The organism is Streptomyces sp. NPDC055632 (assembly GCF_053618675.1).
Genome location: NZ_JBSHHY010000001.1, coordinates 212,482 through 232,166, shown reverse-complemented (window position 1 = coordinate 232,166; position 19,685 = coordinate 212,482). Strand labels below are relative to the sequence as shown.

The 19,685-nt window shown below is 73.7% G+C and carries 22 protein-coding genes; 8 read left to right on the top strand and 14 right to left on the bottom strand.

Going from position 1 to position 19,685, the window contains the following annotated elements; all coding sequences use genetic code 11:
- Nucleotides 1-36 precede the first annotated feature (36 nt).
- Together ACWGSR_RS01045 and ACWGSR_RS01040 are read left to right on the top strand one after the other, a co-directional pair.
- Nucleotides 37-384, top strand: coding sequence for an STAS domain-containing protein (locus ACWGSR_RS01045; protein WP_453562805.1), 348 nt, complete (start codon nt 37-39; stop codon nt 382-384).
- A 26-nt stretch (nt 385-410) separates the two neighbouring features.
- Nucleotides 411-869 carry an ATP-binding protein gene (locus ACWGSR_RS01040; RefSeq protein ID WP_453562804.1) on the top strand — a complete coding sequence of 153 codons (459 nt, stop codon included), beginning with the start codon at nt 411-413 and terminating at the stop codon, nt 867-869.
- Here the strand turns inward: ACWGSR_RS01040 and ACWGSR_RS01035 are convergent.
- The 9 genes from ACWGSR_RS01035 to ACWGSR_RS00995 form a co-directional block, all read right to left on the bottom strand.
- Nucleotides 854-1,210 carry an STAS domain-containing protein gene (locus ACWGSR_RS01035; RefSeq protein ID WP_453562802.1) on the bottom strand — a complete coding sequence of 119 codons (357 nt, stop codon included), beginning with the start codon at nt 1,208-1,210 and terminating at the stop codon, nt 854-856. The two genes, ACWGSR_RS01040 and ACWGSR_RS01035, sit on opposite strands and share 16 nt — an antisense overlap.
- Nucleotides 1,207-2,292 carry a cobalamin B12-binding domain-containing protein gene (locus ACWGSR_RS01030; protein WP_376239467.1) on the bottom strand — a complete coding sequence of 362 codons (1,086 nt, stop codon included), beginning with the start codon at nt 2,290-2,292 and terminating at the stop codon, nt 1,207-1,209. The genes ACWGSR_RS01035 and ACWGSR_RS01030 overlap by 4 nt, the downstream gene beginning before the upstream one ends.
- A complete protein-coding gene (locus ACWGSR_RS01025) occupies nt 2,289-3,953 on the bottom strand; it encodes a PP2C family protein-serine/threonine phosphatase (protein ID WP_376239470.1) in 1,665 nt (554 codons plus the stop codon). Before ACWGSR_RS01025 ends, ACWGSR_RS01030 begins: the two co-directional genes overlap by 4 nt.
- 123 nt (nt 3,954-4,076) lie before the next feature.
- Entirely contained in the window at nt 4,077-5,714 is a 1,638-nt protein-coding gene (locus ACWGSR_RS01020) for a SpoIIE family protein phosphatase (RefSeq protein ID WP_453563097.1), read from the bottom strand.
- Nucleotides 5,714-7,540, bottom strand: a complete 1,827-nt coding sequence (locus ACWGSR_RS01015; RefSeq protein ID WP_376239472.1) for an ATP-binding response regulator — start codon at nt 7,538-7,540, stop codon at nt 5,714-5,716. The genes ACWGSR_RS01020 and ACWGSR_RS01015 overlap by 1 nt, the downstream gene beginning before the upstream one ends.
- Nucleotides 7,537-8,592 (bottom strand): ATP-binding SpoIIE family protein phosphatase, encoded by a 1,056-nt coding sequence (locus ACWGSR_RS01010; protein ID WP_376239566.1) that lies wholly within the window; start codon nt 8,590-8,592, stop codon nt 7,537-7,539. The genes ACWGSR_RS01015 and ACWGSR_RS01010 overlap by 4 nt, the downstream gene beginning before the upstream one ends.
- Nucleotides 8,589-9,011 (bottom strand): anti-sigma regulatory factor, encoded by a 423-nt coding sequence (locus tag ACWGSR_RS01005; RefSeq protein WP_366372959.1) that lies wholly within the window; start codon nt 9,009-9,011, stop codon nt 8,589-8,591. The genes ACWGSR_RS01010 and ACWGSR_RS01005 overlap by 4 nt, the downstream gene beginning before the upstream one ends.
- Nucleotides 9,008-9,385: an STAS domain-containing protein gene (locus ACWGSR_RS01000; protein ID WP_366372960.1), complete on the bottom strand. Its 378-nt coding sequence runs from the start codon at nt 9,383-9,385 to the stop codon at nt 9,008-9,010. Before ACWGSR_RS01000 ends, ACWGSR_RS01005 begins: the two co-directional genes overlap by 4 nt.
- Entirely contained in the window at nt 9,382-10,227 is an 846-nt protein-coding gene (locus ACWGSR_RS00995) for an STAS domain-containing protein (RefSeq protein WP_376239475.1), read from the bottom strand. The genes ACWGSR_RS01000 and ACWGSR_RS00995 overlap by 4 nt, the downstream gene beginning before the upstream one ends.
- A 272-nt stretch (nt 10,228-10,499) precedes the next feature.
- Between ACWGSR_RS00995 and ACWGSR_RS00990 the strand changes: the two genes are divergently transcribed.
- The 6 genes from ACWGSR_RS00990 to ACWGSR_RS00965 all read left to right on the top strand — a co-directional run bounded on the left by ACWGSR_RS00990 (nt 10,500) and on the right by ACWGSR_RS00965 (nt 14,525).
- Nucleotides 10,500-11,387 (top strand): SDR family oxidoreductase, encoded by an 888-nt coding sequence (locus ACWGSR_RS00990; RefSeq protein WP_376239478.1) that lies wholly within the window; start codon nt 10,500-10,502, stop codon nt 11,385-11,387.
- Between the two features lie 93 nt (nt 11,388-11,480).
- Entirely contained in the window at nt 11,481-11,927 is a 447-nt protein-coding gene (locus ACWGSR_RS00985; protein WP_376239480.1) for a hypothetical protein, read from the top strand.
- Between the two features lie 94 nt (nt 11,928-12,021).
- Entirely contained in the window at nt 12,022-12,363 is a 342-nt protein-coding gene (locus tag ACWGSR_RS00980; RefSeq protein ID WP_376239483.1) for a VOC family protein, read from the top strand.
- Nucleotides 12,364-12,416: 53 nt separating this feature from the next.
- Complete coding sequence (locus ACWGSR_RS00975; protein WP_453562800.1) at nt 12,417-12,899, top strand: MSMEG_6728 family protein; 483 nt, start codon at nt 12,417-12,419, stop codon at nt 12,897-12,899.
- 122 nt (nt 12,900-13,021) lie between these two features.
- Complete coding sequence (locus tag ACWGSR_RS00970) at nt 13,022-14,197, top strand: spore photoproduct lyase family protein (RefSeq protein WP_453562798.1); 1,176 nt, start codon at nt 13,022-13,024, stop codon at nt 14,195-14,197.
- Between the two features lie 121 nt (nt 14,198-14,318).
- Complete coding sequence (locus tag ACWGSR_RS00965; RefSeq protein WP_453562796.1) at nt 14,319-14,525, top strand: hypothetical protein; 207 nt, start codon at nt 14,319-14,321, stop codon at nt 14,523-14,525.
- Between the two features lie 64 nt (nt 14,526-14,589).
- On the opposite strand, the gene ACWGSR_RS00960 is transcribed toward ACWGSR_RS00965, so the two are convergent.
- The 5 genes from ACWGSR_RS00960 to ACWGSR_RS00940 form a co-directional block, all read right to left on the bottom strand.
- Complete coding sequence (locus ACWGSR_RS00960; RefSeq protein WP_376239494.1) at nt 14,590-15,027, bottom strand: ATP-binding protein; 438 nt, start codon at nt 15,025-15,027, stop codon at nt 14,590-14,592.
- Nucleotides 15,028-15,164: 137 nt separating this feature from the next.
- Nucleotides 15,165-17,354, bottom strand: a complete 2,190-nt coding sequence (gene katG / locus ACWGSR_RS00955; RefSeq protein WP_376239497.1) for a catalase/peroxidase HPI — start codon at nt 17,352-17,354, stop codon at nt 15,165-15,167.
- Nucleotides 17,355-17,554: 200 nt separating this feature from the next.
- A complete protein-coding gene (locus ACWGSR_RS00950) occupies nt 17,555-17,917 on the bottom strand; it encodes a DUF952 domain-containing protein (RefSeq protein WP_376239499.1) in 363 nt (120 codons plus the stop codon).
- Between the two features lie 39 nt (nt 17,918-17,956).
- Complete coding sequence (locus ACWGSR_RS00945; RefSeq protein ID WP_453562794.1) at nt 17,957-18,907, bottom strand: LysR family transcriptional regulator; 951 nt, start codon at nt 18,905-18,907, stop codon at nt 17,957-17,959.
- 37 nt (nt 18,908-18,944) lie between these two features.
- Nucleotides 18,945-19,640 carry a type 1 glutamine amidotransferase domain-containing protein gene (locus ACWGSR_RS00940; RefSeq protein WP_453562792.1) on the bottom strand — a complete coding sequence of 232 codons (696 nt, stop codon included), beginning with the start codon at nt 19,638-19,640 and terminating at the stop codon, nt 18,945-18,947.
- Nucleotides 19,641-19,685: the final 45 nt, after the last annotated feature.

The following is a 19,685-nucleotide window of genomic DNA, read 5'->3' as shown; positions in this document are numbered from 1 at the left end:
TGGCGCGGCGGCGTTCGCCGATGTGAGGATGACCGCATGCATGCGGTCCCCGAGAGAAAAGTGCGTTTCACCAGCCACGAGCAGGTGTTCGTCATCACGATGCACGGCGAGATGGATCACGACGACGCGGAGGACGTCGAGGCCGCCTGGGCGGCGTCCGTCGAGGCGGCCTCCCCGATGACGGCGGTGGACCTCTCCCGGGTCACCTTCGCCGACAGCATGCTCCTCAACGCGCTGCTCGAAGCCCGGCGCCACCACGAGGCGGACGGGCGCGAGCTGGTGCTGATCGGCCCCCTGCACTCCGCGGTGCGGCGGCTCCTGGACGTCAGCGGGACCCTCGACCACTTCCGGGTCGTCAGCACGGGCCCCTCTCCGGCCAGCTGAGGCCCGTGACCCGACGGAGAAGAGCCATGGTCATCCCGTTCGACGACTCGGCCGCACCGGCCCCGGACGGCCGGGGAGGGGCGGCGCCCCTGCGGTTCAGCGCCGTCTGGGAGGCGGCGGAGACGCCGGTCGCGGACTTCCGGCACGCCGCCCGCGCCCTGCTCGCCCTGGCGGGACATCCCCCCGAGCACCGGGTGAGCCAGGACGCCCAGCTCGTCGTGACCGAACTGGTCACCAACGCCTACCGCCACGCCCCCGGCCCCGGCGGGATCCTCCTCGAACTGTCGCCCGGGGACTCCCTGCTGAGCATCACCGTCCGCGACGGGTCCCCCCGCCCGCCGGTCCTCCGGGAGGAGGACGCCCGCCGCGCCGGGGGCCACGGCCTCCGACTGGTCGGCCTGCTGTGCGAGCGACTGGACCACAATGACGTGGAGACCGGGAAGGAGGTCGTCGCCCGGCTCCGCCTCCGTCAGTCCGCCGGCTGACCGGCCGCCGGGCCGGTGAGGTGGTCCAGGACGTTGGTGATCCGGAGCATGCGCTCCAGGAAGTCCGGGCGGTTGTCCAGGTACAGGGTGGCGCCGACGGCGCCGGCCCGGCGGTGGACGAGCAGCAGGGCGGACAGGCCGGAGGAGTCGATGTGCGTCAGACCCGCGAAGTCGAGGCGTATGCCCCGCGGCGGCGGCCCGCCTTCGGCCAGCTTCTCGGTGACCGCGTCGACCAGTTCGTCGCAGGTGTCGTAGTCGAGGTCTCCGCTCACGCGCACGTGCAGCGAGCCGGGTTCGCGGACGACACCGAGGGCGAACTCGGTGGAGGTGAAGTTGTTCATGGGCGGGTGCCGGGGTCGGGTACGGTACGGACGGAGTGCTCGCCCAGGGCCGCCGCGCCCCGCTCGATCGCGTGCGTCGCACGGGGGAAGTCGCGCAGCTGGCCTGCCAGGACGTCCAGACCGGCCACCAGGGAACGGGTGGGCACACGGCGGGCCCGGAGGATGTCGGCGGTCCAGACGAGGAACGTGGTGAACAGCTCGGGGTCGTCCACGTAGAGGGCGGTGGCCAGGAAGTCGACGATGTGCGCGATGTCCTCCGCCGTGCGCTCGCGCTGGAGGTCGCCGTAGGCGCGCATCGGGGGGAACCGGTTCTCCAGGTCGACCAGGGTCTGCTTGACCAGCTGGTGCCGGGAGCGGACGACCATCGTGTACTCCTGGTCGGCCAGGTGCGGCAGGTCGTCCACCGCGTGCCGGCCGGCCGACGCGCCGGGCCGGGGCACGCCCTCGTCCAGGACCGCGAGCGCGCCGCGCGCGTCGGGGGCCCACCGGTCGGCGCGCAGCGTGCGCGCGTACCGCCCGTCGGGACCGAAGGCGCGGCCGCCCGCCAGGACCGGGACGCCCACGGCCTGGCAGGCCGTGATGGCGGCGTGGGCGGCCGGCAGGTGGGTCGGGATCGATCCGGACAGCAGGACGGCGTCGGGATCGCTCCGGTGCAGATGGGCCACCAGGTGCGGGGTCGGGGTCTGCGCCCCGAGGTAGTCGACCCGCCAGCCGTGCAGGGAGAGGACCTCGGCGACGAGGCGGGCGGGGAAGGCGTGCCACTCGCCGTCGACGCAGCCGACCGTGACGCGGCCCCGGTGCGGCGCGGCGCGACCGCCGGCGCGGCGGTGCGCCAGGGAGGCGACGATCCGCTCGTTGATGGCGGTGACGGCGTGCTCCTGCGCCACGGTGATGCGGTCGGCGGCCCATTCGACGCCGACCTTCGCCTGGACCGGCGCGAGCACTTCGAGGAGCAGGGCCTCCTCCGGCACGCCCGTGGCGAGCGCCTCGTGCACGACGGAGGCGGCGGCGGGCTCGTCACCCTCCACCGCTGCCGTCCACAGCCGTTCCACCACGGTGTCCGTCGCGGTGGCCTGTCTCACGTGTTCCTCCCGCCGTACCGGCCGTATCCGTCGCCCGTGGCGAGCGTCGAGGCCCTGGGGGCCGTGATCGCCACGACGGCCATGTCGTCGTGCCGGCCTTCGCGGAGCCATTGGGCGGCCAGCATCTGTATCCGCTCCACGACCGCCTCGGCCTGCATGCCCGCGCACTCGGCCAGCGCCCTCTTCAGGCGTTCCGTGCCCAGGAACTCGTCCCCGAGGGGGCCGCCCCGTGCCTCGACGATGCCGTCGGTGTAGAGCAGGCACGTCTCACCGGGGGCGAGCACGGTCTCCACGGTGCGGGCCTCGACGGTCGGCAGGGCGCCGACCAGGGTGCCGCGGGTGGCGACCTCCTCCACCGTGCCGTCGGCGCGGGCGAGGAGCGGGGGCAGGTGCCCGGCGCCGGTCACCCGCAGGCGCGTCCGGCCGTCCCGGTTGTGCACGGAGACGAGCACGAGCGTGGCGAAGCGGGTGTGGTGCGAGGAGAGCAGCGCGCCGTTGAGCAGGTTCAGGACCCGCTGGTGGTCCTCGGCCAGCGGGAGCAGGGCGTGCAGGGTGTTGCGGATCTTGCCGGTCAGGACCGCCGCGTCCAGGCCCTTGCCCGCGACGTCGCCCAGGACGACGAGGGTCTCCCCGGAGGGGTCGGCGCCGGGGTGGACGTCGTAGAAGTCCCCGCCGACCCGTTCATGGTCCTTCGAGGCGCGGTAGCCGCCGGCGTACTCGACCCCGTGGACGTTGCGCAGCACCGGCGGCAGCAGCTCGTTCATCAGCGTGGCGGTGATGGCGGCCTGTTCGGTGTAGAGGCGGGCGGCGGACAGGGCGGCTCCGGCGCGCGCCGCGAACAGGCGCGCGAAGACCTCCTCGTTCTCGCTGAAGGCCCGCTCGGTGCCGGAACGCAGCAGGATGAGCGCCCCGGCGGGCACCCCGTGGCCGGGGAGCGGGGTGACGATGACGGAACCGACCGGTGAGGTGAAGCCTTCGGGGATCACCCAGTCGGGGAGGTCGGCGGGGTCGATCCAGCGCGCCGGCACGGGCGGGAAGCCCTGCAGCGCCTCGGCCAGTCCGGGCACGCCGGAGACGTCGACCTGCCGGACGGACTGCGTGACGGGGCCGCCCCGGTGGGCGAAGGTCAGCGAGTGGCGCCGGCCCTGGGGCGGCGCCACGAGGACGGCGGCCTCGGCCAGGTGCTCCGCGGCCATCGAGGAGGCCACCTCCATACAGCGCCGCACGTTCAGCGTGGACAGCAGGGAACTCGAGACCTCGGCGAGGACCTCGGAACGCGTCTGCACGTCGGCCAGGGCCGTTTCGGCGAAATGCCGGTCGGTCTCGTCGACCAGCCACCACACCACGTCGCCGTCGTCGCCCGTGGTGGGGTGCGCCTCGACGAGACGGTCGCGGACGCGTCCGGTCAGCGGACCCGTCCTGGTGTCGGACAGGCCGTCACAGATGCGCCGGTGGGCGTCCGCCAGCCAGGACGGCGCCCGGTCGTGCAGCCAGTCGCCGCTCGCGGCGCCGGGCAGGAGGAGCTGCGCGGCCCCGTTGATCCGCACGAGACCGCCGTGCCGGTCCACGACCAGTACGGGATAGGGGGCCTCGATCCACGTGGCGCCGAGCTGGACGCCGGTGCCGGGTGGACGGGTGGGGGAACTGCGGGAAGCAGACACAAACGGAGGCACGCGTGACGCGCGCCTCACCACCTTCCTGCTATGGACGACAGTTGTCCTGGGGCAACCGTCTCGTACTCGTCCCCGGGATCGCAACCCGTCCGGCACATGCACATACAAGCCTCACAATGTGTGGGATCGCCCACCACCGGTCAAACGCACCGCCATCAGCGCGATGTCGTCCTCCCCGTTGGGAGGGAACGCCTCCAGGAGGCCGTCGCAGATCCTCTCCACCTCCGCCGGGAGGTCCCCGAGCACGGATTCGAGGCGTTCGAGGGAGAGTCCCAGGTTCTCGTTGCGGCGTTCGACCAGACCGTCGGTGGTCATGACGAGGATGGAGCCGGGCGGCGCCGCCACCTCGGTGCTCACCGGGTGGGGGAGACCTATGCCCAGGAGCGGCCCGTGCTCCTCGACGGACCGGACGCTTCCGTCGGGAGCGCGCAGCAGCGGCGGCAGGTGGCCGGCGTTGGCTATGTGCAGCAGACCGGTGGCCTCGTCGATGAAGACGATGCACAGGGTGAGCGTCAGCCGCGCCCCGACGGCCGTCAGGAGGTGGTCGAGGCGCCCGAGGATGTCGTGGGGCGGATGCCCCTCGATGGCGTAGGCGCGCAGGGCGTGGCGCATCTGCCCCATGAGCATGGCGGCGTCCAGGGAGTGCCCGGCGACGTCCCCGACGGCGAGCAGCAGCCCTCCCCGCGTCGGAAGGGCCTCGTAGAAGTCGCCGCCGATCTCCGCGTGGTCGCTGGCCGGCAGGTAGCGCACCGCGAGGTCGGCGAGGTGCGAGTCCGGCAGTGTCTCGGGCAGGAAGCTCCGCTGGAGGGTCAGCGCCAGGTCGTGTTCCTCGGTGTAGCTCCGCAGCGCCTCCAGGGCGAGGGCGCACGCCTGGGCGAGCTGGGCGAGGAGCTGCTCGTCGTCGGGCGTCGCGACCGCCTCCGCGGGGACCGCGAGGCACACCGGCTGCCGGCCGGGCTTGGCGCGCGCCACGGCCGCGGTGAGCCTGCCGGGAGGCACGGGGCCGTGCGGCAGACCGGGCCACTCGTGGGCGCGGACCGTGGCGAGCCGCGTTCCGGTGCGGTCCCCCAGCTCGTGGTACGCGGGCAGGTCGCGGGCGTCGAGCCGCACGTCGGCGACCGCGTCGGAGGAGGCCCGCCCGCTCGTGTCGGCGCACATCGCCGAGGCCGGCTCCCCGTGCGGGGAGATGATCGCCGCCACGGCGGGTGCCCCCAGGACGATGGCCGTGCCCCTGGCGGCCGCCCGGGCGACCCCGGCGGCGCTGTCCGCGCTGTAGAGGAGCAGGGTCGCCTCGTTCAGGTGCAGCAGGCGGTCCGCGAGGCGCTCGGCCCGGCGGCGCGCCCGCGCGTAGCGCAGGGTCGCCGTGACGGTGGCGAGGAGCTCGTCCGGGGCGATGGGCTCCGTCAGATAGGCGTCCGCACCCCGGTTGAGCCCCTGGGTGCGGTCGTCGACGGTGATGGCGGACGCCGAGACGTGCAGGACCGGAAGGGCCGCCGTCGCGGGATCCGCCTTGATGCGCTCGCAGACCTCGAAGCCGGTCATGTCGGGCAGCCGCACGTCGATGACGGCCACCTCCGGCAGGGCCTCGGCGTCCTTGAGCAGCGCGAGCGCCCCGGTGCCGTCCTCCGCCTCCACGACGGTGTGGCCCGCGCGGGACAGCGTGGTCCTCAGGACGTAGCGGTTGGTCGGGTTGTCGTCGACGATCAGGACGCGCGCGGGCGAGTGGTCGGACGGGGGCTGGCCTGCGATCACGGCGTGGCTTCTCCGGACGTGTGCTGCTCACCGGTCTTCGCCGGAGGAGTGTGGTCGGGCCCGGCCGGGTCGAGGGCCAGGGCCAGGGCGATGCGTTCGGGCGTCAGGTGCGTCTTGCCCAGGACGGCCCGCGCGTGGGTGAGCCGGGAGCGGTCCACGTCACCGGGGTCGGTCGAGGTCAGGACCACGACCGGGATGTGCGCGGTCTCCGGGTCGCGGGCCAGGATCTGGAGGAGCACGTACCCGTCGGGGGCCGGCATCGCCAGGTCGATCAGGACCGCGTCGGGCCGCTCCGCGCGGATGACGTCGACGGCCCGCGAACTGACCGACACCTCCGTCACCTTCCGCGCGACCCGGCCCAGCACCGGCCGCAGCAGCTCGACGAAGGTCGGGTCGTCGTCCACGACGACCAGCGAATCCGTACGGACGCCGTCGGCGCCGGACGGCGCGTCCGGGGAGGCGAGGTCGGGACAGGCCGGGATCTCGACCCGCACCCTGGTCCCGGAGCCCGGCTCGCTGGTCAGCGTGAGGACACCGCCGAGCAGGCCGGTCAGCCTCCGGGCGTAGGGCAGGCCGAGACCGGTGCCCGGCTGACCCCGCTGGTGGGTGCCCAGGACCTGGTAGAACTCCTCGAAGACGCGGTCCTGCTGGTCCGCGGCGATTCCGATGCCGGTGTCCGTGGTGGTGAAGACGAACCAGGGGCGGCCCGCCCGGTCCTCGGTCCCGACCGTGAGGCGGACCTCGCCGGCCGTGGTGAACTTCAGGCCGTTGGACAGCAGGTTGCGCAGGACGCGCGTGAGCATGACCTCGTCGGTGACGAGTTCCGGCACGTCCTCGACGTCGGGGATGTCGAGGCGCACCCCGTCGCGGGCCATGCCGCGCAGCGTCCCGCGCAACTGGTGCAGCAGGGTCCGCAGGTCGGTGCGGACCAGATGGGGTTCGAGCCGTCCCGACTCGGCCTTGGCCACGTCCAGGAGCTCTTCGACCAGGGCGAGGAGCGTGCTGCCGGAGCCGGCGATGAGGGACATCTGCTGGCGCTGCTCCTCGGTCAGCGGGTCGGCGTCGGGCGCGAGCAGGAGACGGGCGAGCGCGATGACCGAGTTGACCGGGGCCCGCAGCTCGTGGCTCACGTTGGCCCAGAAACGGGTCTTGGCCTCGCTCGCCAGACGCAGCTGCCGGGTCTTGTCCTCCAGCTCGGCGTAGAGGGCCACCACACCCGTGTTGGTCTCCTCCAGCTCCGCGGACAGCTCGCTGTAGAGGGCGACCACCCCCTGGTTGGTCTCCTCCAGCTCGGCGTTCAGCCGCTGCAGCTCCTCCTGCTGGGCCCTCGACTCCTCCAGCGCCTGGAGGAGCTGGCGGTTCTGGATCCGCAGCTCCTCGCCCATGCTGAGGTCGCCCGAGTCGCGGAGCGCCGCGCGGGCGTGCTCCGCCCGCTGTCCCGGGGGCCCCTGGGAGGCGGGCAGCCGCTGACCCACCGTCAACGCGTGGTCCCCGGCCGACGCCTCGTACCGGCAGTGGTCCAGGAGCCGCTCGGCGGCGTCGAGCGCGTCACGGCCCGGCACGCGGGGCCCGCTCCAGGCGAAGCGGGCCCGGAAGAGCTCGGGTTCCCCGAGGGGGCTCTCCACACACAGGTCCACGTGGAGCCCCGGAGTTCCCAGGAGATCACGTCCCACCTCGCTCAGTACCGTCACCACTCGCACCAGTTCGTGGCCCTCCAGACCCAGGGCCCGGCACACCAACTGTCCCCGCCTGCGCAGTTCAAACCCGTCCCGTTCGACGGCCAGCGGAAGGACGCAGAGACTGTCGACGTGCCCCTGCCTCATCTACGGGCCGCCCGGGCGACGACGATGCCGGCGTCGTCGCGGCGCACCCCCGCCTGTCCGAGGAGCTGGGCCGCGACGAGGGCCGGCTGCCGGGCGAACAGACCGGGGAAGTCGGCCGGCGACCAGCGGTCGCTCAGACCGTCGGAGTGCATGACGAGGACCGCGCCGGGCTCCAGGGCGGTCCGGAAGGGCCGGAGGGCGGGCAGCTGGTGGCCCACGATCCCGGGAAGGGACAGGAGGGTGACGCGCTTCTCGGCGCCGACGAGGAAGGCGCTGATGTTGCCGACCCCGCAGTGCTCGACGATCCCCCGGGAGAAGTCGGCCCGGGCGACCGTGACCGCCGCGCCCCGGCTGCCCCGCAGCTCCGTGTGGAGGGCCCGCACGACGTCCTGGGGGCTCCCGTGGGTCCCCGCCCGGAAGGCGGCCCGCGCGCGCTCGCCGGCGAGCGCCGCCATCGGACCGTGCCCCAGCCCGTCGCACATCATCACCGTGACCGCCCGCGCGCCGTCGGGGCCGTGCTCGGTGCGTGCCGCCCAGGTGTCCCCGCAGACCTCCTCACCGCTGATCGGGCGGGTCAGACCGGCGACCTCGGGCTCGTCCGCACCGGGCAGCGGGCCGGGGTCGTCGCCCGCCCAGAACCGCGCGAGCAGGGCCGTACCGCGACCGGGCAGGGAGTGGACGTCGAAGACGCCGGCGAACCGCGCGATCGCCCCCATCCCCACGCCCAGGGTGCCGCTTCCGGACACGCCGTCCACGAGCGCGCTGCCCACGTCGGCCATGCCCGGACCGCTGTCCAGGGAGAGGAGTTCGAGGGCGGCCCGGCCCCGGAGGGTGGTCACCCGCAGGGCCAGGGCGCCGTCCCGGGCGTGCTTCTGCAGATTGGTGGCCGCCTCGGTCACGGCGAGCTCGATCTCGGCCACGCGGACCGGATCCATGCCGAGGCGCCGGGCCAGCCGCGCCGCCTCCCGCCGGGCCGCCGCGGCGACGGCCACGTCGAGGCGCAGCCACACGACGTCCTCGGCCTCGATCTCGTGACCGGTCACCGGGTTCACCGCGCCCACTTCAGCACCGTCACCGTGGTTCCGGCGCCCGGCGCCGTGTCCAGCTCGAACTCGTCGACCAGGCGCCGGGCGCCGCTGAGCCCCAGGCCCATGCCGCTGCCCGACGTCCAGCCGTCGGTCAGTGCCTGCTCGATGTCCGGGATGCCGGGACCGGTGTCCGAGAAGCTCACCCACACGCCGACGCGCGCCACGTCACGGACGATGACCGCGCGTGCCGTGCCGCCCCCGCCGTAGATGAGGGTGTTGCGGCCCAGCTCACTGGCGGCCGTGACCAGCTTGGTCTGGTTGACCAGGGACAGGCCGGCCTGCTGGGCGAGGACGCGCACCGCCTGGCGGGCCTTGACGACATCGCCGCTGGACCGGATGTCCACTTCCTCGCGGGAGGCCTCGTCGGCCGGATACTCCTTCACCGGCGTGCCGGAGGAGTGTCCTGCGCCCGGCGCAGATAGCCCAGTCCGAGTTCGAGGTTGAGCGCCGTGCGGACGCCGCCCAGCGAGAGCCCCAGCTCCACCAGGGTCATGGCGACGGCCGGGCGCATGCCGACGACGACCGTCTCCGCGCCGAGGACGCGGGAGATGGAGGCCGTGGTGGCCAGCATGCGTCCGACGAACGAGTCGACGATCTCCAGGGCCGAGATGTCGATGACCACGCCACGGGCGCCGGTCGCGACGATCTGCTGGGAGAGGTCGTCCTGGAGGTCGAGCACCATCTGGTCCTCCAGGTCCACCTGGATCGAGACCAGCAGGATGTCGCCGATCTTCAGGACCGGTACGCGGTCGCTCACAGCAGACCCGCCGGACGGGCCGCGGCGGCCTTGTCGATCTCCACGAGGGCGTGGCGCAGGGCGTCGGCCAGGGTCGCCTTCGTCGGGATGTCGCCGAACTCGATGCCCAGGGCCACGATGGTCTGCGCGATCTGGGGCCGGATGCCGGAGATGGTGCACTCCGCGCCCATCATCCGCGCCGCGACGACGGTCTTGAGGAGGTGCTGCGCGACCTGGGTGTCGACGGCCGGCACACCGGTGATGTCGATGATCGCGTGCGCCGAGTTGGAGTCCACGAGGGCCTGGAGCAGCTTCTCCATGACCACCTGCGTCCGCGCGGAGTCGAGCGTGCCGACGAGCGGCACGCCCACCACGCCGTCCCACAGCTTCACCACGGGGGTGGACAGCTCCAGGAGCTGCTGGGACTGCGTGGAGATGATCTCCTCGCGGGCCCGGGAGTACTCCTCCACCGTGAAGAGACCGAGGTCGTCGAGGAGGCGGGAGAACTGGAGGTAGGCGCGCACGTCCTCGACGGACCCGCCGAGGAAGGGCTCCAGGACCTCCTTGAGCGCGAAGACGCTCACGGCGGTCTCGGTCGGGGTGAACCCCTGCCGGGCCCGGGTGCGCGACAGCTCGACCAGAAGGCTGCGCACGACGGCGAACCCGTCGCCGCGCCCGGCCAGCCCGCCCTGCGAGACGGCCTCGGTGATCGCGTCGTACAGCTCGCCGAGCTCCCGGCCGAGCTCCGCGCCGCTCACGCGCCCGCGCAACGAGACTCCGACGGTCTGCTCCCACTGCGCCACCAGCTCGGACTGCCGCGTGGTCAGCAACTCCAGCAACCGCTTCGAGTCCTCGTTGTCCATGAGTCTTCCCCTCACCCTGTCCTGCCGTCCGAAAATCCGTCCCGACGATACGTCACCGGGCAGGGGCGCCGATCACACACCTCCCGGCCTCCACACCCCTGGCGACGCATGCCCCCGATCCCCGTTCTCACACCTGCGCGGAGAAAATCGGAACGGTGCGGCAATCGGCGCAGTCGGAGGGCGGCCCGCGGGGCCCGGTGGTGCCATGGAGGGCGAGCCCGCGACCGGCGGGGAGGAGAACCGGGAAGGCCCGGCCCACCGCTTGGAGGAACATGTCGCACGACAACCCCCTGCGGGGACGGACGGCGGTCGTGACGGGCGCGGCACGCGGCCTGGGAGCCGGCCTCGCCAGGGACCTGGCGGCCCGGGGCATGCGGATCGCCCTGCTCGGCCGGGAGCGCGAGACCCTGGAACGGGTGGCGCGTGAGCTGCCCGCGGGGAGCCGGTGCTACGAGGTCGACGTGACGGACGACGACCTCATGGAGCGGACGGCCCGCCGGGTGACGCGCGACCTGGGGGAGCCCTCCGTCGTGATCGCCAACGCGGGCGTCGCCGAGGGCGGCCCGTTCACCACGTCCGACCCGAGCACGTGGAACCGTGTCGTCGAGGTCAACCTCATGGGCAGCGCCACCACGGCCAGGGTGTTCCTGCCCGGCCTGCTCGCCTCGCGGGGGTACTTCCTCCAGGTGGCCTCGACCGCCGCCTTCGGGTCGGCCCCGATGATGAGCGCCTACTGCGCCTCGAAGGCGGGGGCCGAGTCGTTCGCCCAGTCGCTGCGCGCGGAGTGCGCCCACCGGGGCGTCGCGGTCGGCATCGCGTACCTGCACTGGACGGACACCGACATGGTGCGGGACGTGGACGCCCACGACGTCCTGCGGGAACTCCGCGCCCACATGCCGCGCCCCGCGCGCAAGGTGTACCCCGTGGAGAAGGTGGCGTCGTGGCTGGCCGAGGCGGTCCGCCGCCGCTCCGCCACCGTCTACGCGCCCCCCTGGCTGCGCCTCGTGCAGCCCGTCCGCCCCCTCCTGCCCGCGCTCGTGGCGTGGTCCTCGGCCAGGACCCTGCCCCGTCTGGAGGAGAAGGGCGCCCTGCGCCCCACGGGCCTGCTCGGGCCCGGCGGCCTCGCGGCCAGGGAGGGCCCGGACCGCGGCGGCCGTTGATCCGCCTCCCCGCCGCCCGGCGGGTTGACCCGGCCGGGCCACATGCGGTCCGGCCGGGTGTGCCCCTCCCGGACCGGGGGCAGGGGGTGGGGCATGGACAACGATGGTGATCAGCGGGACCGCCGCGTGCGGCCCGAGAACGTCGACGACCTCACGGTGGAGGCGCTGGGCTCGCTCTCCAAGGCCCTGGAGACCACCGAGCGGGCCCGCGGCCACCTGTACTCCTTCCACCAGCTGACCGGCACCGCCGACCTGGAGCTCGACAGGGCGGTGGCGCTGCTGAGGAGGGCCGGCCACGGGGAGTGGGCCGACCTCGTCGAGCGGGAGGTCCTCGGCCGCAACGTCCTCCCGGGCCGCTGGACGTACCAGGTCGTCGAGGACTACGACCGGACGTACTACGAGCCGTTCAAGGCGCTCGAACGCGATGCCGTCTCCGCCCTCGCCGAGGGCCGCGACCACCTCTACGAGGCCGAGATGAAGGAGCGGCGCCGCACGCACGGCCACCGCGACCACACCGCCACTCCCGAGGAGACGGGCTAGGACTGTCCGGCGGATCACGGCCGGGGCCACCCCCTGCCTCCCCGGGCGCACCGGTCCACCGGCCGGAGCGCGCCACCGGACCTATCCTGGCGTCATGGCCGTCGACCTTTTCGCAGGCGTCCCCGTGGAGGACCACGCGGCGGCGCTGAGCTGGTACGAGCGCCTGTTCGGCGCCCCTCCGGCGTTCCTCCCGAACGACACGGAGGCCGTCTGGGAGCTGGCGGAACACGGCTACGTCTACATCGAGCACCGGCCCGGGCGGGCCGGCGGCGCCTTCCACACGCTCTTCGTCGACGACCTCGACGCCCGCGTGGCCGCGATCACCGCGCGCGGACTGACCCCCGCCGACCGCGAGACCTACGCGAACGGCGTGCGCAAGGTGACGTACGAGGACGCGGACGGGAACCGGATCGGGTTCGGGGGCGCCCCGCTCTGACCACGGACCCGCGACCCGGAAGCGGCGGGCCGGAGAACGGGTAGGGCTGTTCCGTGCAGACATTCCTCCCGTACTCCGGATTCGCCGACTCGGCCGCCGTGCTCGACCCGAAGCGGCTGGGCAAGCAGCGCGTCGAGGCCCTCCAGGTCCTCCGGGGGCTCACCGTCCCCGGATACGGCTGGCGCCGGCACCCCGCGGTGCGGATGTGGGCCGGTTACGAAGAGGCCCTGGTGCGCTACGGCCTCGACGTCTGCGGCGTCTGGACGGCCGGGGGCCGCTCCGACACCTGCGCCGCCACCCTGACGCGCGACTACCTCGCCGTGGCCCCGGAGGGAGGGGTGAGGGAACAGGACGAGCTCGCGGCGGCCGGCGAGCTGCCGCCCTGGCTCGGCGACCCCGCGTTCCACCGCAGCCACCGGTCCGCGCTGCTGCGCAAGGCCCCCGAGGTCTACCGCGACCTCTTCCCGGGAGTGCCCGACGACCTCCCGTACGTCTGGCCGCCGTCCGACCGGGACGGCGGGCCCGCCCCCTCCTGAGCCGCCGCGTGCGGTCCTCCGGCGGACCGGCTCCCTACACTGGAGGACGCCGCGGCACAGGCCCGGCCGCCGACGGGAGCCCGCCCCGGCGGCGCGCGTCGGCCCAGCACGGCGGAGTGGACATGCGACGGCGTTCCGAAGGACCGGGGGACGGGGCCGAGGGCCTCTTCGACCTGGGCGAGCTCGTGACCGCTCCCGCCGGGGAGACGGACGACCGCCCGTTCCGCGACGGGGCGCGGGCGCGCCGGCTGCTCGACGTGGCGGAGATCCACGCCGAGCCCGCCGCCGCGGACTCCCTGCGGGGGAGACAGATCATCGCGCGCTTCCCCGGGGCCCGGATCGTGGAGACGGAGTCCCACTGGCGCGTCCCGCACCTGCACGGCAACGCCGGAAACGTGGAGCGCTGGGTGAGGATCAAGCGCGACACCCTGGTCCTCGGGGAGCGGAAGTCCTTCGGCGTCCGGCCCAACGGCCGCTCCGCCGACTGGATCGCCCCCGGCCTCTCCAACGGCTGCGCCATGGCCTGCGCGTACTGCTACGTCCCGCGCCGCAAGGGCTTCGCCAACCCCGTCACCGTCTTCACCAACGTGGACCGCGTCCTGGCCGCCCTGGGCCGGCACGTCGCCGCCGCCGGACCGAAGCGGGAGCCCAACCAGTGCGACGACCTGGCCTGGGTCTACGACATCGGGGAGAACGGCGACTGCTCGGTCGACGACCTGATCAGCGACAACACCGCCGACCTGGTCCGGGCCTTCCGCCGGTGGCCCACCGCCAAGGCGTCCTTCGCCACCAAGTTCGTCAACCCGGACCTGCTGCGGCTCGACCCGCGGGGCCGTACGCGGATCCGCTTCTCCGTGATGCCGCCGGACGACTCCAGGCTCCTCGACGTCCGGACGAGCCCGGTCCCGGACCGCCTCGCCGCGGCCGCCGACTTCCTGGACGCCGGGTACGAGGTCCACTTCAACCTCTCCCCGGTGGTGGTCCGGCCGGGCTGGGAACAGGCGTGGGAGGAACTGCTCCGCGCCATGGACGACGTGCTCCCCCGGAGGGTGAAGGACCAGGCCGCGGCGGAGGTCATCATGCTGACGCACAACGAGGACCTCCACGAGGTCAACCTCGGCTGGCACCCCCGCGCCGAGGAGGTCCTGTGGCGCCCGGACCTCCAGGAGCCCAAACGCTCCGAGAACGGCGCCCGGAACGTGCGCTACCGCACCGGGGCCAAGGCGGTCGCCGTCGCGTCGCTGCGCCGGCTGATCGCCGCCCGCGCCCCGTGGCTGCGCGTGCGGTACGCCTTCTGACCGCTGCGGGCACCCGTACCGCCGACCGGTTCCCCCGTACGGACAGTTCCCTGTCCGTACGGGGAGTTTCGGGGCACACGTACGGGAACGGCCGATGGGCGGCCGGACAGGAGGAGCAGCCATGGCACAGGCATCCCGACCCGTTCCGGCGGCAGACGAGGCCCGGGCGGCCCTGGAGGACGTGTCCGATCCCGCCGCGAGGGCGATGGTCCTGGCCCTGCTGGCGGTCCGCGACGAGCTGCGGACCGTCTCCGAGCGGGAGAGCCGTGTGGACGCGCGGCTGAAGCAGATGAACCAGTACCTCGGGGCCCTCGCCAACAAGCCCTGACGGGAGAGGGCCGTCCCCCACGGGCCGCGCCCCGTGGGGGACGGCCCGCCCGACCGCCCGTCGGCTACCGCCCGGCGTCGTCAGGAGCCGGGTCCTCGTCGGCCTGGGGGAGGGTGGGGCGGAAGCACGCCGTGACCGTCTTGCCGTGCCGCTGGCAGCGCATGCTCCACTCGTCGGCGAGGGCCCGCACGATGCTCACGCCCCGCCCCGAGACCGCGCCCTCGGCCGCCTCGCGGGGGCGGGGCAGCGCCGGGTCCTCGTCGTGGACGCTGATGTGGAGGCAGTCGCCGTCCCAGGTGAGCACGAGCTGCGCGTCGCTGTGCGCGTGGATGTGGGCGTTGGTGAGCAGCTCGGAGACGGCCAGGACCACGGAGTCCACCGTCTCGGGCTCCGCCGCCGTCCACGGCAGCGAGTCGAGGTGCTCCCGCGTCCACTGCCGGCCGGCCCGCACACCCCCGGACACGGGAAACGAGTGCGCCCACCCCATCGCCTTGACCGTCACGCTCTTCACTCCTTCGAGGGCCGCCCGCATCGTCCGTACGGGACCCGGATACCCGGCAATCGCCCCGGCAGACACGGAGGACCCCACGGCCCGTCCCGGCCGGCCGGGGAGCGGCCGGACGGAACGGGCCGGCGGGCTCAGGCGAGGTCGAACCGGTCGAGGTTCATCACCTTGTCCCACGCCGCCACGAAGTCGCGCACGAACTTCTCGCCCGCGTCCTCGGAGGCGTAGACCTCCGCGAGGGCGCGGAGCTGGGAGTGCGCGCCGAAGACGAGGTCGACGGGGGTGGCGGTCCACTTGAGCTCGCCCGAGACGCGGTCGCGGCCCTCGAAGACGTTCTCCTCCGTGGCCGACGTCTTCCACTCCGTGCCCATGTCGAGCAGGTTGACGAAGAAGTCGGTGGTCAGCGCCTCGGGCCGGTGGGTGAACCGGCCGTGGCGGGATCCCGCGAAGCCGGTGTCCAGGACCCGCATGCCGCCGACGAGCACCGTCATCTCGGGGGCGGTCAGCGTCAGCATGTTGGCGCGGTCGAGTAGGTGGGTCTCCGGCGACAGCTTCTCGCCGCCCCGGAGGTAGTTGCGGAACCCGTCCGCCGCGGGTTCGAGCACGGCGAACGTCTCCACGTCCGTCTGCTCCTGCGAAGCGTCCGTGCGTCCCGGCGCGAACGGGACCGTGACGTCGTGTCCGGCGTTCCGGGCGGCCTGCTCGACGGCCGCACAGCCGCCCAGGACGATCAGGTCGGCGAGCGAGATCCGCTTCCCGCCGCTCTGCGCGCCGTTGAAGTCCTCCCGGATCCGCTCCAGGGCCTCCACGGTCCCGGCCACCTCGGGCAGGGCGTTGACCTCCCAGTCCTTCTGCGGCGCGAGCCGGATCCGGGCCCCGTTGGCCCCGCCGCGCTTGTCGGTGCCGCGGAAGCTGGCCGCCGCCGCCCACGCGGTGGTGACCAGCTGGGGGAGGGAGAGGCCCGAGTCGAGGGCCCGGCGCTTGAGGGAGGCGACGTCCTCGTCCGAGACCGGCTCGTGGTCGACGGCGGGGACGGGGTCCTGCCACAGCTGCGGCTCGGGGACCCAGGGGCCCAGGTAGCGGGAGAGGGGACCCATGTCACGGTGCAGCAGCTTGTACCAGGCCTTGGCGAACGCCTCCGCGAGCTGGTCCGGGTTCTCGTGGAAGCGCTTCGTGATCGGCCCGTAGACCGGATCCACCTTGAGCGCGATGTCCGTCGTCAGCATCATCGGGGCGTGCTTCCGCGACGGGTCGTGGGCGTCGGGCACGGTGTCCTTCGCCGACGGGTCCGTGGGCGTCCACTGCTTCGCACCGGCCGGGCTGGTCGTCAGCTCCCACTCGTACCCGTACAGGTTGTCCAGGTAGCCGTTGTCCCACTTCGTCGGCCGGGAGGTCCACGCGCCCTCCAGACCGCTGGTGAGCGCGTCGGCGCCCTTGCCGGTGCCGTACGTGTTCCGCCAGCCGAGGGCCTGCTGCTCGAAGGGGGCGGCCTCGGGCTCCGGGCCGATGTACGAGGGGTCCACCGCGCCGTGGCACTTGCCGAACGTGTGGCCGCCGACGATGAGCGCCGCCGTCTCCTCGTCGTTCATCGCCATCCGGCCGAACGTGTCCCGGATGTCCCGGGCGGCGGCCAGCGGGTCGGGATCTCCGTTGGGGCCTTCGGGATTGACGTAGATCAGGCCCATCTGCACGGCGCCGAAAGGACCGGTGAGTTCCCTGTCGCCGCTGTAGCGCTCGTCCCCGAGCCAGGTGTCCTCGGGACCCCAGAAGATCTCCTCCGGCTCCCAGACGTCCTCCCGCCCGAAGGCGAATCCGAACGTCTCGAACCCCATGGACTCCATGGCGCAGTTGCCGGCGAAGACGAGCAGGTCGGCCCAGGAGATCTTCCGGCCGTACTTCTGCTTGACCGGCCAGAGCAGCCGGCGCGCCTTGTCGAGGCTCGCGTTGTCCGGCCAGCTGTTGAGGGGCGCGAAGCGCTGGGCGCCGGAACCGCCGCCGCCCCGGCCGTCGGCGATGCGGTACGTCCCGGCGGCGTGCCAGCTCATCCGGATGAAGAGCGGCCCGTAGTGGCCGTAGTCGGCGGGCCACCAGTCCTGCGAGGCCGTCATCACCTCGAAGACGTCCCGCTTCAGCGCGTCGAGGTCCAGGGTGGCGAACTCCGCCGCGTAGTCGAAGTCCTCGTCCATCGGATCGGACAGGGGCGAGTGCTGGTGGAGTACCTGGAGGTCCAGTTGGTTGGGCCACCAGTCCCGGTTCGTCCGGGGCCGGGTGAGCGTCGGGGTGGGGGCGGGGATCGCCGGGTTCTCGCTTTCGCTGCCGGACACGTCCGTCCTTCTTCCTGTGTCGGTGTTCTTGCGTCGAGCACTGCGACCCGCGCTCGTCACGCGCCGTGGCGCCCGCCGGCCGGAATCGCCCGACCGGACCCACGGGGTGGGGAGCTCGTGTCGGCGTCCGTATGCTCGCGCACCGCGGGCCGCGCGGCGGAGAGAACACGCAGGGCGTCCGCAGCGTCATTCCCACGGTGTCATTCCCACGGCCTCATTCCCGTGGCCCGGCCGTCCCCGTCCCAGGTGATCTCCAGGATCCGTTCGACGGCCTCGCGGTCGAGCGGTCCGAACACGTGCGGGAAGAGGGTCCCGTCGGGGACCCCCGGAGGCGGCGCGGGATCGGCCGCCTCCCGCTCCGTCCTGGCGGACAGCCGGTCCTCGTCGAGGACGAGCGCCAGGAGGGGCCTGGGGGAGGAGCGGTAGAAGGCGTTGACGACGGCGAGCGCGGTCGCCTCGTCGGGCGCGCAGTGGACGAACCCCTCCTCGGCCAGGGACGCGGGCGCGTACGGCCGCTCCGGCCGGGCGGACCATTCGGCGAGGGGGACGACGTGATAGATCATGCTCCGGTTATACCGGTCCCCGCTCGGGGCGCCCCGGGCTCACCACGAGCGCCCCGCCCCGATCAGCAGGTCGCGCACGCGCGTGACGTCGGGATTGCCGGTCCGGCCCGGCCGCCGCACGAGGTACCCGGTGTTGATGGGCGGGTCCTCCGGCTCGTGGAGGAGGACGAGCGCCCCGGAGGCCAGTTCGGAGGCGCAGAGGTAGCGCGGCAGCACGCTGAAACCGGCCCCGGCGGCCACCGCCGCGAGGACGCCCCGCAGATCGGGGACGGTGACGTCGGCCGGGCGGGACAGCCGCGTGCCGAAGACGTGACGCCAGTAGCGGCGGGCGATGGGCAGGTCCTCCGCATAGGCGACGAGGGGCGCCGCGCGCAGGGCCGCCGTGCCCTCCGCGGCCAGCCGCTCCTTCACCCGCCCGGCCCACGCGGGCGCGGCGACGAGGACGAACTCCTCGTCCATCAGCGGGACGGAGACCAGGGACCGCCCGCGCGGCCGGAAGGTGGCGACGACCAGGTCGTGACGGCCCGCGCGCAGCTCGTCGAGGAGCCGCTCGGTCAGGCCCGGCGTGATCCGCAGCCGTACGCCGTCGTCCACCAGCGGGGCCAGGGCGGGCAGGACGCGGACGCAGAGCAGCTCGGCGGGGCCCGCCAGATGGACGGGCGCGGCCCGCTCGTGGGGCGCGGCCTCGTCCCCGGTCGCGGCGACGAGCGCGTCGAGCGGGGCCGCGATCCGGGCCGCGAGGTCGTCCGCGACGGCGGTCGGGGCGACGCCGCGCGGCAGCCGCTCGAAGAGCTCGCGGCCCGTCTGCCGCTCCAGGGACCGGATCCGGTCGGTCACCGTCGGCTGCGAGAGGCCCAGGAGCCCGGCGGCGGCGGTGAACGAGCCGGAGCGGTACACCGCCAGGAACGTGCGCAGCAGGTTCAGGTCCGTCACGGGCGGCACGCCGGACCGTGCCGTACCGCCGCCGCCCTCGGGGCCTTCGTGCCTCATGGAGAAAGGATGTCCGCGTTTCCGTACGGGCTCGCGGTCAGGCGAGGCGTGCGACGACCTCGGCCGCGAGCGGGGCGGACGAGGCGGGGTTCTGGCCGGTGACCAGGTTCCGGTCCACGACGACCTTCGGCGCCCACGGCTCGCCCGTCCGCACCTTCACGCCGGCCTCGGTCAGACGGGTCTCGAGCAGCCAGGCGGCCTTGTCGGCGAGCCCGCCCTGGGTCTCCTCGGCGTTGGTGAAGGCGGCGGCCTCGTACCCGGCGAAGGCGTTCGTGCCGTCGGGGCGGGTGGCGGCGAGGAGCGCGGCGGGCCCGTGGCAGACGACGGCGACGAGCTTGCCGGAGTCGAGGGCGTCGACGAGGAGCCGGCCGGAGACGGGATCGACGGCGAGGTCCTCCATGGGGCCGTGGCCGCCGGGGTAGAAGACGGCGTCGTACGCGTCGAGGTCCACGTCGTCCAGGGCGATCGGGTGCTTGATCCCGTCGATCGAGTCGAGCGCGGCGGCGACCCGGTCGGCGCCCTCCTGCCCGCCGTTGTACTCGGGGGCCAGGCTGCCCCGGTCGAGAGGGGGGACGACGCCGCCGGGGGTGGCGACGACGACCTCGTGTCCGGCCTCGCGGAACGCCTCGTGGGGGGCGACGACCTCCTCCGCCCAGAAGCCGGTGGGGTGCCGGGTGCCGTCGGCGAGGGTCCAGTGGTCGGCGCCGGTCATCACGAAGAGGATCTTGGACACGGGAGTCTCCTGGGGAGTGCGGGGAAGCGGGGGACGTCTCCGACC